Origin of the sequence: Campylobacter sputorum subsp. sputorum (genome assembly GCF_008245005.1) — a bacterium.
GTDB classification, from domain to species: Bacteria; Campylobacterota; Campylobacteria; order Campylobacterales; family Campylobacteraceae; genus Campylobacter_F; species Campylobacter_F sputorum.
The window spans coordinates 1,531,777-1,545,525 of sequence record NZ_CP043427.1; the positions used below are offsets into that span (position 1 = coordinate 1,531,777).

Below are 13,749 nucleotides of genomic sequence, written 5' to 3' on the forward strand. Positions count from 1 at the left end.
ATATAGTTTTAAATCTTAAATAAAAGTAATATTTTTAAAATTAAGATTTTTTTAATTTTTATATAATATAATCCAACCATATGCTATAACATAAAAACAAAAGGATGACAAATGCGTAAATTTCTACTTATTTTATTATTATGCGTTGGTGGTTTTGCAAAACCAAATGTCTATATACTAGCAACTGGTGGCACTATAGCAGGAGTTGCTAAAAGCAATACCGACAAAGAATACAAAGCCGGAACCATAGGCGTAGAACAGCTAATAAGTGCCGTTCCTGAAATAAAAAATTTAGCAAATGTAAAAGGTGAACAATTTATAAATATACCATCTACAAATATGAATCCAGAAATTTGGCTAAATCTTGCTAAAAAAATAAATACACTACTAAATAGAGACGATGTTGATGGGATTGTGGTAACTCACGGAACAGATACTATGGAAGAAACGGCGTATTTTTTAAATTTAACAATAAAAAGCAAAAAACCTGTTGTATTGGTTGGTGCTATGAGACCAGCAACAGCCATGAGTGCTGATGGGGTTTTAAATTTATACAATGCTGTTGGTGTTGCAAGCGATAAAAATAGTTTTGCAAGAGGAGTTATGGTTGTTATGAATAATGAAATTCACCAAGCTAGGGATGTTACCAAAACAAATACAAGCGATGTTGCAACTTTTAAATCACTGAATTTTGGTAAAATAGGCTCAGTTAATTACGCAAAAGTAGAATTTACAAGCGAATTTAATAAAAAACATACAATAAATTCAGATTTTGACATTATGAAACTAGATAAACTACCACAAGTTGATATCATCTATGCTTACGCAGGAGATAGTGATAAATTTATAAAAACTGCAATTGATAGCGGATCAAAGGGTATAATTCTTGCTGGTATGGGAAATGGAAATCCATCAAAAATAGTTTGGGATGCTTTAGCTAAAGCTAGCAAAAACGCAATAGCAGTCGTAAGAAGCTCAAGGGTTGGAAGTGGTTCAACTAGTCAAAACTCGGTAATTAATGATAAAAAATTTAACTTTATTACAGCTGATAACCTTAATCCGCAAAAAGCACGAGTATTGCTAATGCTAGCATTAAGCAAAACTCAAAACACAAATGAAATTCAAAAAATTTTTGATACTCATTAAAACTATAGCTATATAATATTTGTAACTTTAAATGATATTAAAGTTACAAAAATATTAAGGAGTATTTGTGAATACAACAACTTTTCATTTTGAATTACCAAATGATAGGGAAGATTTGATTGAAATAGCTCAAATTTTATTAAAAACCGCTAATAATCTTAAATCAAAAATGGCAAGTAAAGATGTCCTTGATAAATTATATCAAGAAAGTTTGCAAGAATTAAAAGATCCAGAAATTAGGGCTGTCTTTAAAAGACTAAAAGATAAATAATGCAATATTTTGACATTTATTTTGTAGAAAAAATTCATAATTCAATCATTGATGAAATTGGCGGCATAAAAGGATATAACAAACAAAGCATTAGTTATTTAATTTCGGCATTAGATTAAATTCAAAATGATGATTTTCATCCAAATTTTATAGACAAAATTACACATTTAATTTTTGCTTGTGTAAAATTTCATCCATTTTTAGATGGAAATAAAAGAACAGCAATTCATATAAGTTATGTATTTTGCTAAATTAAATGGAATTAACTTTAATAAAGATTATTTTAAAAAAATGGAAAACATCGTTATAAAACTTGCAGAAAATAGTTTATCAAAAGAAGGTTTAAAAGAGTTTTTAAGAATAGAATTTTTAAACAATGAAATAAAATATTAAATTATTCAAAAATTCTAAAAATAATATTTAAAATAAAATTGCAAAAACTATGAAATATTATATAATATTTACAATCAAATTTTATAAAACACAATTTCACTCACTAGCTAGATCTAACATTGTTTTTTCTAGTATTTTTGCCCCTTTTATAGCATCTTCAAAATTTATGCTCTCATTTATGTTATGACTTATACCATCTTTACAAGGAACAAAAATCATTCCAACACTCTTTGCAATGCCTTTTAAATGCATAGCATCATGCCCTGCTCCACTTGGCATTTTAAGCGAATTTATTTCTAAGTTTTTTGCATTTTCATAAAGTAAATTTATCATATCATCATCAAGTTTTACAGGTTTGTCATATGCTAATTCTTTGATATCATAACTAAAATTTAACTCTTTAGACAAACTTTTTATATAAGCTCTTAAATTTTCATTTACCAAGCCTAATGTTAATTCGTCTATATCTCTAATGTCAACACCCATTACAACTTCTCCTGGAACTACATTTAAAGCCCCAGGAATTACTCTTATATATCCAACAGTCGCTACTGCTGTTTTTTCTTTTTTTGCAAGTTCTTGTGCTTTTAAAATGATATGACTAGCCGCAATTAAAGCATCATTTCTCATATCCATAGGTGTTGCACCACTATGATCGGCTCTTGCTTTTATATTTAGCTCAAAACGAATCGGTGCTGCTATACCAGTAACTATGCCAACACTAAAACCTTTTTGCTCAAGCACTCTACCTTGCTCTATATGAAGTTCTATATAACTTTTATATGTGTTATCTTTTAAAATAGATTTTTGTAAATTTTCAGGCATTAAACCGAAATTTTTCATAGCTTGAAAAACTGAAATTTCATTATCATCTTTTAATTCTTTAACTCTATCAAGACTAAGTTTTCCACTTACTATTTTACTTCCAATTGTTGCCATTTTAAATCTACTCGATTCTTCACAAACAAAAACTATAAGCTCAAGTGGTCTTTTAATTTTAATGCCACTTTCTTTTATACTCATAATAGCCTCAAGTCCTGCCATAACGCCCAAAGTTCCATCATAAAATCCACCCTTTGGAACACTATCTATATGCGATCCAACGCTTACTGCAGGTAAATTTGGATCTATAACATTATCAAATTTAGCAAAAATATTTCCAACTGTATCTATCCTTACTTTTAATCCAGCATTTTTCATCAAATTTATTAAAAATTCTCTTGCATTTTTATCCTCATTACTAAAAGCAAGTCTAGTTAAACCGCCACCATCTAAAGCACCAAATTTAGAAATTTCATCAAAATTCTCTTTAAATCTTTTTTCATTTATCATAGTTAATCCTTTTAGTAAATTTAAATTTATCAATTAGTTTAATTGTATCAAATTTAATAAATTTATAAACTTAAAATTTTTTTAAGCAGAAATATAATAAAATTGCTAAATCCATTTTACGAGGTTAAAAATGACCTACACACAAAAAGATCTCATAAGCACACAAAACCTTACAAAAGAAGATATATTTTCTTTTTTAAATTTAGCTGATAAATTTAAAAATTTAAACAAACAACCAAATAAAAAAGATAATTTGCTTGTTGGAAAAACAGTTATAAATGTTTTTTTTGAAAACTCAACGCGAACTAGAACCTCTTTTGAAATAGCCGCGAAAAGACTTGGAGCGGACGCTATAAATTTCGTAGGCTCAAATAGTAGCACCAAAAAGGGTGAAACACTAATTGATACTATAAAAAACCTTGAAGCTATGAGAAGTGATATTTTCGTAGTGCGTCATGATTGCTCTGGCGTAGCTAAGTTTATAGCAGAAAATACCGATGTTTGCGTAGTAAATGCAGGAGATGGATTAAACGAACACCCATCACAAGCACTTCTTGATCTTTATACTATAAGAGAACAAAGAGGAAATTTAGATAATTTAACAGTAGCCATAATAGGCGATGTTTTCCATAGTAGAGTTGCAAGATCAAACATTTGGGCGATGCAAACACTTGGCATAAAATTAAAAATTTTCGCCCCTCCTATAATGATGCCTCAAGGCATGGAAGCACTAGGCTGCCAAATTTGCAAAAGTATGGAAGAAGCTATTGAGAGAAGCGATGTTTTAATAATGCTTAGAATTCAGCTCGAAAGACAAGATGGAAGTGCTAAATTTCCATCCATTAGAGAGTATTCAAAATATTTTGGATTAACAAAGAAAAAAATGCAACACGCAAAAGATGGTCTTATGATACTTCATCCAGGACCGATAAACCGCGGCGTTGAAGTTGATAGCAATGTAGCCGATGATAAAAGATTTTCACATATTTTAAACCAAGTTGAAAACGGCGTTGCTATAAGAATGGCTATACTTAGCACACTTGATCAAAACAGATACAAAGGCAAATGATGAAAACCCTTATAAAAAATGCAGTTATAGTAAATAGCGATGAGACAATAAAAGCCAATATATTACTAGAAGACGAGATTATATCTCAAATCACAAATGAAGAAAAAATAGCTGATAAAACCATAGACGCAAGCGGACTTTTTGTTGTGCCTGGGCTAATTGATATGCATACTCATTTTAGAGACCCCGGGCAGGAATACAAAGACGACATTATAAGTTGCTCTGAAACAGCTATTGCTGGTGGCGTAACTACGGCTATGTGTATGGCAAACACAACGCCCATAAATGACAACGCATCCATTACAAGACAAATGATAGCAAAAGCTAAAGCAAGAGGACTCATAGACTTGCTTCCAATAGGCGCCATATCAAAAGGTTTTAATGGCGATGCGATAGTAGAAATGGGCGATATGATAGAAGCTGGAGCGGTTGCATTTAGCGACGATGGATTGCCGGTTAGCAGTAGCTTAGTTATGCGCTCAGCTCTTGAATACTCGGCGCACTTTGGATCTTTTGTCATAAATCACTCTGAAGATTGCTCACTTTGTAGGCATGGCGTTATGAATGAAGGCAAAGTTGCAGCTAAACTTGGATTAAAAGGTATGCCAAAAGAGCAAGAAGAGATAATGATATCAAGGGATTTGCTTCTTGCAAAATTAACAGGCGGTCATATCCATGTGGCTCATGTGAGTTCTGCTTGGTCGCTAAAACTTATACAAATGGCTAAAAATGAGGGTATAAATGTAACCTGTGAAGTTACACCTCATCACTTTACTTTTAGTGAAGAAGAGCTTTACGACTATAATACTGCCTTTAAAATGTCTCCTCCACTTCGCACAAATGAAGATATAATTAGTATTAAAAATGGTTTAAAAAGTGGCTTGATAGATGTCATAGCAACAGATCACGCACCACATAGTTGGGACGATAAATTTATAGAATTTGATAAAGCTCCTTTTGGCATACTTGGGCTTCAAACGCTAATTCCGCTTACTTTAAAATTAGTTGAAGAAGGTGTGATTAGTATGCAAAAATTTGTAGAGCTTACTAGCACTAATGCTGCTAAAATTTTGCGTATAAAAAACAAAGGGAAAATAGCTCCAAATTTCTTAGCCGATATTACTATAATAGATCCAAATTTAGAATATATCTATGATGAAAATTTAAACAAATCAAAATCTACAAATTCTCCTCTTTTTGGCAAAAAATTAAAAGGTAGTGCAGTTAAAACTATAAAAAATGGCAAAATAGTATTTGATTTTCCAAATGTTATAGAATAAGAATTTGCATTATATGCTTATTTTTTGCTATAATAAAATATTGTAATAATCATTAAAAAAGGGTTTTAAATGGGTTTCAAACAAAAAATTTATGCCACTATAAGCGTTTTACTTATACTTGGCTATGGAATATTTAGTTTTCTTAGCTATTCAAATACAAAAGAACATATGACAGCAAATAACTAAATTCAAATGTTCTTACTCGTATTAATGAGCTTGATGATTGGTTAGGTTCTATAAGCAATACAACACAAGCTCTTGCTAAGCAAATAGCTAAATTTGATAGTAATCAAACAGATGAGATTATGAGATTTTTAAATGCAGGCATGGATGCAACAGGCTCACACGATGTGTATGCTGCTTATGAAAATAACAAGATGATTGATGGCTCTGGTTGGATTCCTGATGAAAGTTATAAACCAGCCCAAAAAGCTTGGTATACAAAAACCAAATCAGCAAATAAATCAATAATAATAGACCCATATATTGATGAAGAATTAAATGTTTTTGTGATATCAATAACAGCTCCTATAATAAAAGATGGTAAATTTATAGGCGTTGTTGGAACAGATATAAAACTCGATAGATTAGTAAAAATTTCTAAAGAAAATAAAATAGAAGGCGGTGGGCTGTATTTCTTAGATAAAAATGGTTTAGTTTTGGGCTATCCTGATGAAAAAGTGGTTGGCAAAAAACTAGCACAAACTTATCCTGAGCTAAAATCAACCATAAATGAGATATATGCAAATAGTAAAGGTATAATTCATTATTCTCTAGCTAATCAAGAAAAAATTATGGTATATAATACACTAGAAAAAACAGGATGGAAAGTTGCTGCTGCAATATCTGAAAAGACGGCTTATAAAGAAATAGATGCAACATTTAGAAGCTTACTTATATTAAGTGTTGTGTTTATAATTATATCTTTAGCTGTAATTATATTTTTATTATTTATTCTTTTCAAACCCCTAAACCGCTTAGGACTAATGATAAAAGATTTAGCAGTTGGAGAGGGTGATTTAACAAAAAGAGTTAATATAACAGGAAAAGATGAAATAGCTAAGATTGGCAAAGATGTAAATACATTTATACAAAAAATTCAAACACTCATAGTAAATTCAAAAGCAACAAGTTCTGAAAACGCTTCTGTTGCAAATGAACTATCTCAAACTTCACTTGCAGTTGGTAAAAAAGTTGAAGAAGAGAGTGCTGTAGTAAATAACGTAACAAAAGATGGCGAAAAGATAATACAAGATATTAGTGTATCAGTTGAAAATGCTGAAACAAATTCAAAAGAGTTATCAAAAGCAAATGATAGTCTTGAATCTATAAAAAATGATATGGTAAAACTAAACTATATATTAAGCGGTATTGCTCAAAAAGAAATTGAACTATCTCAAAAACTAAATCAAACAAGTAGAAACACTGAAGAAGTTAAAACTGTTTTAACTGTTATAAATGATATATCAGATCAAACAAATCTTTTAGCATTAAATGCTGCTATTGAAGCTGCAAGAGCAGGAGAAGCAGGAAGAGGATTTGCTGTAGTTGCTGATGAAGTTAGAAAACTGGCAGAAAAAACTCAAAAGAGTTTAGATGAGATAAATACAACTATAAATTTAGTAGTTCAATCAGTTAATGATGCAAGCTCTCAAATGGAAGAATCTACTAAAAATATAACAGATGTTTCTGAAAATGCTAAAAGCTTAGAAGATGTAGTAAGTAAAAATACTATTATCATTCAAGAAAGCATTAACTCTAACTTAAATAGTATAAAAGAGTATAAAGAAGTTTCTGATAGTATTAAAAAGATTATGGATAAAGTAAAAGAAGTTGATTCAATTGCTAGTGCAAATGCTAGAAGTGTTGAAGAGATAGCAAGTGCTAGTGAACATCTATCAAATATGACTTCTAAACTTGATAATGAGCTTGGGAAATTTAAGGTTTAGAAATTTGATCAACAATGCAAAATAAACAATGAAAGTATGATTATAACTTTCATTGTTTGTTGATTTTTAACAAATTTTCGATTTAATTTCAATAAAAAAAGTTAATTTAAATGAGTGATGACAGAAAATATAATTGGGAATTTTTAAAAATTAAACTAGATTTTATTAAACCGTTTTTAACAACTTTAATAATTTTAAATGCTGGTTTGATTGGTTATGTTTTTTGTAAATTTTGATAAAAATAGTGGCTTTGGAAATTTTTCAATTTCTTTGGCTATAATTATTTTGGCTATTATTTTTATGTGTTTATTGGTTCATTCTGTTATTATTTTGAAACAAATGAAAGGAATGCTATAATGTTATATGTATCTCTAATTTTGCTAATCGGTTTTGCTGCTGTGATAGCTTGGGGTGGTATTCAAATCGCTAAAGTTTAGTTTGTTTTTGCGTTGGGTTAAAAATGAATGTATGTATAATCCCTGCTAGGGGCGGAAGCAAGCGGATACCAAAGAAAAATATTAAAAATTTTCACGGACAGCCTATCATTGCTTATAGTATAAAAAACGCCATAAACTCAAAACTTTTTGATGAGGTAATAGTCTCTACAGACGATAAAGAAATTTCACAAGTTGCCATAAATTTCGGTGCAAGTGTGCCTTTTATGCGTCCAAAAGAATTAAGCGATGATTTTACACCATCAGGATATGCTACAACACACGCCTTAAATTTCTTAAAACAACAGGGGAAAAATGTGGATTTTGTCTGCACAATGTATGCAACAACGCCATTTTTACAACTAAAATATCTTAAAATTGCTTATGAAAAACTCAAAAATTCCGACGCTTGTAGTGCGTTTTCATGCACTTCTATGCCTTTTCCAATTCAGCGAACATTTAAAATAACACAAGATGAGAGATGTGAAATGTTTTTTAAAGAGTATTTTAGCTCACGAAGTCAGGATTTAGAACCAGCTTATCAAGATGCTGGACAATTTTACTGGACTAACCTTAAGAAAACCTCATCAGATATTTTCTTTGGAAAAGATAGCATTCCTATCATCTTACCACGCTATCTCGTGCAAGATATCGATACTATGGAAGATTGGGTTAGAGCTGAGATAATGTATGAAGTTATACAAAGAGCAGGAATATGAAAAATAAAATTAATTTTTATTTTTTCTTAAATAATTAAAGTATTTTTATTTTTTAACGATATTGTTTTAGCATAATGCAATAAAAATTTAAAGGTTATTTTTGTTTCAAAATAAAAAAATTTATATATCTCCGTATTCAAAAACAAGTGATGTTTTACGAAAAAAACTATTAGACAAATATAAAAATGCAGAATTTTTAGGCTTTATAGATAAAAATCAAATAGGTAAAGATATATTTAAATTTGATGATATTAAAAATAGTAAATTTGATTATATTTTGATACATTCTCCAAATCATTTTGAAGATATATACAAAGACTATAAAAGCGTAAAAAAAAGAATTCTAAAAGTTAAAAATATAGATAATGAGTATGTTTTCTTAAATTACTTTAAAATTAAATTTGAAAAAATATCCCATTTAAGTCAATTTTTTAGAGAATTTATTTTCAAAAACTTAGCTAAATTTTATGATAATTTTTCAAGACGTAGTTATGTATTTATATCTAAAAATTTTATTAATGGAAATAATAAATTTCTTTATCTTACAATGTGTGATAAAAACATTGATTGCTTTATGCTCTCAAATAACAAAAGCCAGATATATGAGTTAAAACAAAAAGGATTTAAAGCATTAAAACTAGATAGTATGCAAGCATATATAAAACTTGCAAAAGCAAAATTTATCATAGTTGATCAAGGCAATAACTCGCATATATTAAATTTAAAATCAAAAAACCAAAAAACACTGCAAATGTGGCATGGAATCCCATTAGAACATATGAATTTACTAACAGATATCACATACGATTATTTTTTATCGACAAGCGAATTTGTAAGCAAAACCGGTTTTAGTAAAGTTTTTTTAGCAAAAAATTTTTTAGATTTAGGATATCCTAGAAATGACATTTTATTAAAAGAAAAATATGATGAAAAAGATCTTATATTTACAGACAAAAAACTATTTAATTTTATAAAAGAAACAAAACAAAATAATAAAAAAATCATCATATATATGCCAACTTGGAGAGAAAGCGATTTTAACTCACAAAAAACACAGATTGAAAATTTAAATCTTGACTTTGATTTATTAGATAGTTTTTTAATAAAAAATGATATATTTTTCATCATTAAATTTCATCCGTTTGTATATTCGCATTGTGATGAGTTTTTAAAAAGTGCTAAATTTCATCATATTTTATTTCATGACGCACAAGGAGATATATATCCATTACTTAAATTTGCAGATATTTTGGCAGGGGATTACTCTTCTGTTTATTATGATTTTTTACTTTTAAACAAACCGCTTTTATTTTATCTTTATGACCATGGAAAATGCTCAAAAATGGCTCACGGATATATTTATGAGTTTGATGATTACAGCCCTGGAGAAAAAGCTTTTAATCAAATAGAGCTACACGAAAAAATAATTAAAACATTAAACGGCAATGATGATTTTAAAGATAAGAGAAAAATTTTGGCAGATAAATTGTTTAAATTTAAAGATGACAAATCTAGTCAAAGGATTATAGAGGTATTAAAACAATGAAAAAACTACTTTTTACACCAGGTCCCGTAATGATGAGCAAAAAAGTGTTAAAAATAGGTTCGACTCAACCAATGTATTTTAGAAATGGCGAATTTTCAAAAATTATGTTTGAATGCAAAAAACTGATTTTAAAATTACTAAATGCTCCAAATGGCAGTGATGTTGTGTTTATAGGTGGTAGCGGTACTTTGGGCATGGAAGCAACACTCATAAATATAATAGAGAAAAACCAAAAAGCCTCTATAATAAACGGTGGTGGATTTGGCGAACGATTTGCCAAAATTTGCAAACAAAAAAGTATAAATTTCAGTGAGATTAAATTAAGATTAGATGAAAATATAAATTTTGATACAATAGATAAAAATTGTAAAGCATTATTTACAAATGCTCACGAAACTACTATAGGTAGAGCATATGATCTAAAAAGCATTGGTGAGTTTTGCAAAAAAAATAAAATGCTTTTTTGCGTAGATGCAATATCTGCATTTATGGCAGATGAAATAGATATGACAAAACAGCAAATAGATGCCATTATCATAAGCTCTAACAAAGGTTTAGCACTACCTCCTGGGCTTTGTATAATCATACTTAGCAAAAATTATATAGAAAATTTAATACCTTGCGATAGCTTTTATATGGATTTTAAAAATTATCTAAACGATATAAAACGAGGTCAAACTCCATTTACTCCGCCTATTTGTATTATTTATCAGCTACTTGAAAGATTAAGAGAGATAGATAAAAAAGGTATATTGTATTTTAATAAAAAAGCTAGTAATTTAGCTAAGTATTTTAGAAATCATATAAAAGATTTACCACTAAAACTTTACTCTAAATTTCCATCAAATGCAATGAGTGCAGTAGAAATAACTAATCAAGAAAGTGCTTTTGAATTTGTTAAAAAATTTGAAAAACTATATAATGTAACTCTTACACCAAGTGGAGGAAATTTAAAAGAAAAATTAATAAGAGTTGGACATTTAGGAAATTTAAGTAAAAAAGATATGAAATTTTTAATCGAATGCTTAAATGAATATTTTAAAGGAAAAAAATGAGAGTTTTACTTATGGCAGCAGGCATTGGAAGTAGAATTTCAAGGCATTTAAGCGGACAGCCAAAATGTTGTGTTTATATCAAAAACAAACCACTAATACGCTACACTTTTGAATTGTTAAATAAACTTGATATAAAAGATATTGGCATTGTTACAGGATACGCACAAAATTATATTTTAAAAGCACTTGATGGATTTAAATTTACTCATTTTAAAAATAATTTTTATGATATCACAAATTCAATAGCTTCTGCATATTTTGCAAAGGATTTTTTAGATGAAAACGATGATTTGATTTTGATGAATGCTGATGTTTTTATAGAGAAAAAAGGACTAGAAATTTTACTTAACAGCGATGAAAGTCCGCTTTTCTTAGCTGATTCTACGCGTATTAAAGAAGCTGATTATAAATTTGCTTGGCAAGATGGTAAGCTAACAAAATATGGCAAAGAATTAAATGAAGATGAAACTAGTGGCGAATATGTAGGTATTGCAAAAATTTCAAAAAAAGATATATGTTTTTTCAAGCAAAATTTAGATAAACTCATAAGCGAACAAAAACACGGTTATTGGTGGGAAGATGTGTTTTATAGAAATATAAATAAAAAACCGGTTTTTATCAAGGATATTAAGGGTGTATTTTGGGCAGAAGTTGATTATATAGAAGATTATGAAAGAATTCAAAACTATTTAAAGGACAAAAATGGATAAGCTAAATCAAGAACTAATAAATAAAATCGAACTTAGTTTTAAAATAGATGAATTAATAGAAAATTTTACTAAAAACAGTGATATTTCAAACGAAGTTATAGAAATTTTAGATGAAAATTTAAAAGATAAAGAGAAAATTTTAGAAAGATTGAAAGATAAAAAAACTGCTTTAATTGATGAAATTCATCTTTATCTAGATAGTATTTATGATACAGATGAGTGTGAAAACTACATAATAAATAGATATTGGCAAAATTCTTATAAAAACAAAACTCCAACATATTTTCAAAAAGCTTATAAGCTTTATTACGAAATATTTTTTCCAAAAATTTTGCAAAAATATTGCAATAACTTTGATACTGCTCTTGAGATAGGTTGCGGAAATGGGATCATTACAGAAATTTTAGCTAAAAAATTTAAAAATGTAATTGGTATTGATTTATCAAAAAATGGCGTAAATGTTGCAAATAAAAATAACAAATTGAAAAATGTTAAATACTTTTGCGATGATGCAAAAAATGCTAAAAAATATATAAGCGGCTCCGGATATAATCTAGTTTTTGCAAGTGACATTATGATGTATTCTCAAGATAAAAATTTAAAAGCTATTTTCGAAGGATTTTTAAGTATTATAAATCCGGGGGGGGGGTATTGCTTATGAGAGAAAGCGTGAAAAATAGCGGTAAAGAGTATCACAAATCAAGACATTATGTAGCGTATTATAGAAATAAAGATTTCTACACACGAGGAATTTTTAAAGACTTTTTTGTAGGAAAATTTCGTTCTCATAGCTATTTGCTTTACTATAGAAAAAAACTTTTCAATGCATTTCCACAACTCCAAGAAGAGTTTTTAAAAAATCCATTACTAATAGAAAAATATAGCAAAAATTTTCCACTTCACGAGCAAAGATCTCAATATATTTATATATACGGACAAAATAATGGATAATATAAATAAAGAACTAATAGAAGCAAAAAAGCGAATAGATGAGATAGATGAGTTAAAAAAATCTCTAGATAGCGAATACAAGACATTACAAGATAAAATTCATCTATATTTTGATAGCCAAACAATAGATACAACAGAAACGGAGAAATTTATAATAAATAGTTTTTGGCAAAAAGCTTATGAAAACTACGCCGATGGTGGATATATTACAGATGATGTAAAAATACGCGAACTTAGATTTCCATATGAATGCAAACTTATTAAAAATATAATAAATAAACATTGCAAAAACAAAAATACAGCCTTAGAACTTGGTTGTGGAAATGGCGATACTAGTAGATTTTTAGCAAGTATTTTTAAAAGCGTAAAGGGTGTAGATATGTCTAAAAAGTGCATAGAAAAAAATATCGCCGAAAATAAGACAAAAAACTTAAAATTTGAGCGCAAAAACGCTTTTGAAGAAAACCAAAAATATGACTTTGTTTTTGCAAGTGATATGTTTATGTATTCACCAGAATGCGATGTTGAGCTAATGTTTGAAAAGCTCTTAAATTTGCTAAATGGGGGGGGGTATTTGTTAATGCGTGAAAGCACTAAAATTATTGGCGAAGAGGATTATAAATCCAAAAACTATGTGGCATATTATAGAAATTTTAAGTTTTACGAAACTGGAATTTTTAAACCTTATTTTATAAAATCATACAGAAATTACGGCTATAATATGTATCATTTAAATAAGTTTTTTAACGTATTTGGAGATAAAAAAAGAGATGAAATCAAGGCAAATCCTATGCTTTTAGATGAAATTGTAAAAAAATTTGTCGATGTGAGTTTAAAAACTTGCCATTTCTTTGTTTATAAAAAACAATGATAAATTTAAACAGTCTAAAAAAT

The 13,749-nt window shown here is 28.6% G+C and carries 15 protein-coding genes and 1 pseudogene; 15 read left to right on the plus strand and 1 reads right to left on the minus strand.

The annotated features are described in order from the left end of the window. The first annotated feature begins 111 nt into the window (after positions 1-111). The 3 genes from CSPT_RS07860 (at position 112) to CSPT_RS09290 (ending at position 1,668) form a co-directional block, all read left to right on the plus strand. Positions 112-1,146 carry a type II asparaginase gene (locus CSPT_RS07860; RefSeq protein ID WP_089183081.1) on the plus strand — a complete coding sequence of 345 codons (1,035 nt, stop codon included), beginning with the start codon at positions 112-114 and terminating at the stop codon, positions 1,144-1,146. Between the two features lie 67 nt (positions 1,147-1,213). Then, entirely contained in the window at positions 1,214-1,417 is a 204-nt protein-coding gene (locus CSPT_RS07865) for a hypothetical protein (protein WP_089183082.1), read from the plus strand. A gap of 170 nt (positions 1,418-1,587) precedes the next feature. Continuing rightward, complete coding sequence (locus CSPT_RS09290; RefSeq protein WP_235610110.1) at positions 1,588-1,668, plus strand: Fic family protein; 81 nt, start codon at positions 1,588-1,590, stop codon at positions 1,666-1,668. A gap of 238 nt (positions 1,669-1,906) precedes the next feature. On the opposite strand, the gene CSPT_RS07875 is transcribed toward CSPT_RS09290, so the two are convergent. Further along, a complete protein-coding gene (locus CSPT_RS07875) occupies positions 1,907-3,142 on the minus strand; it encodes a M20 family metallo-hydrolase (protein ID WP_089183083.1) in 1,236 nt (411 codons plus the stop codon). Between the two features lie 130 nt (positions 3,143-3,272). On the opposite strand from CSPT_RS07875, the gene CSPT_RS07880 reads away from it, so the two are divergent. The 12 genes and pseudogenes from CSPT_RS07880 to CSPT_RS07925 all read left to right on the plus strand — a co-directional run bounded on the left by CSPT_RS07880 (position 3,273) and on the right by CSPT_RS07925 (position 13,726). Beyond that, the gene (locus CSPT_RS07880) at positions 3,273-4,211 is read left to right on the plus strand and encodes an aspartate carbamoyltransferase catalytic subunit (protein WP_089183084.1); all 939 of its coding nucleotides are present in this window, start codon (positions 3,273-3,275) and stop codon (positions 4,209-4,211) included. Further along, on the plus strand, positions 4,211-5,491 hold the full coding sequence (locus CSPT_RS07885) for a dihydroorotase (protein ID WP_089183085.1): 1,281 nt from the start codon (positions 4,211-4,213) through the stop codon (positions 5,489-5,491). Before CSPT_RS07880 ends, CSPT_RS07885 begins: the two co-directional genes overlap by 1 nt. Positions 5,492-5,691: 200 nt before the next feature. Beyond that, positions 5,692-6,348 (plus strand): annotated as a pseudogene (locus CSPT_RS09550) (PDC sensor domain-containing protein); the annotation flags it as partial. 51 nt (positions 6,349-6,399) lie between these two features. After that, positions 6,400-7,440: a methyl-accepting chemotaxis protein gene (locus CSPT_RS09555; RefSeq protein ID WP_501162103.1), complete on the plus strand. Its 1,041-nt coding sequence runs from the start codon at positions 6,400-6,402 to the stop codon at positions 7,438-7,440. Positions 7,441-7,656: 216 nt separating this feature from the next. Next, on the plus strand, positions 7,657-7,797 hold the full coding sequence (locus tag CSPT_RS09190) for a hypothetical protein (RefSeq protein WP_211354935.1): 141 nt from the start codon (positions 7,657-7,659) through the stop codon (positions 7,795-7,797). A gap of 103 nt (positions 7,798-7,900) precedes the next feature. After that, on the plus strand, positions 7,901-8,593 hold the full coding sequence (pseF, locus tag CSPT_RS07895) for a pseudaminic acid cytidylyltransferase (protein ID WP_089183087.1): 693 nt from the start codon (positions 7,901-7,903) through the stop codon (positions 8,591-8,593). Between the two features lie 100 nt (positions 8,594-8,693). Further along, positions 8,694-10,139 (plus strand): CDP-glycerol glycerophosphotransferase family protein, encoded by a 1,446-nt coding sequence (locus tag CSPT_RS07900; protein ID WP_089183088.1) that lies wholly within the window; start codon positions 8,694-8,696, stop codon positions 10,137-10,139. Continuing rightward, positions 10,136-11,194 carry a pyridoxal-phosphate-dependent aminotransferase family protein gene (locus tag CSPT_RS07905; protein ID WP_089183089.1) on the plus strand — a complete coding sequence of 353 codons (1,059 nt, stop codon included), beginning with the start codon at positions 10,136-10,138 and terminating at the stop codon, positions 11,192-11,194. Before CSPT_RS07900 ends, CSPT_RS07905 begins: the two co-directional genes overlap by 4 nt. Then, complete coding sequence (locus CSPT_RS07910) at positions 11,191-11,904, plus strand: phosphocholine cytidylyltransferase family protein (RefSeq protein WP_089183090.1); 714 nt, start codon at positions 11,191-11,193, stop codon at positions 11,902-11,904. Before CSPT_RS07905 ends, CSPT_RS07910 begins: the two co-directional genes overlap by 4 nt. Next, a complete protein-coding gene (locus CSPT_RS07915) occupies positions 11,897-12,565 on the plus strand; it encodes a class I SAM-dependent methyltransferase (protein WP_149051360.1) in 669 nt (222 codons plus the stop codon). Before CSPT_RS07910 ends, CSPT_RS07915 begins: the two co-directional genes overlap by 8 nt. Continuing rightward, on the plus strand, positions 12,562-12,855 hold the full coding sequence (locus tag CSPT_RS07920; RefSeq protein ID WP_143297540.1) for a hypothetical protein: 294 nt from the start codon (positions 12,562-12,564) through the stop codon (positions 12,853-12,855). The genes CSPT_RS07915 and CSPT_RS07920 overlap by 4 nt, the downstream gene beginning before the upstream one ends. Further along, positions 12,848-13,726: a class I SAM-dependent methyltransferase gene (locus CSPT_RS07925; RefSeq protein ID WP_149051361.1), complete on the plus strand. Its 879-nt coding sequence runs from the start codon at positions 12,848-12,850 to the stop codon at positions 13,724-13,726. The genes CSPT_RS07920 and CSPT_RS07925 overlap by 8 nt, the downstream gene beginning before the upstream one ends. Positions 13,727-13,749 lie beyond the last annotated feature (23 nt).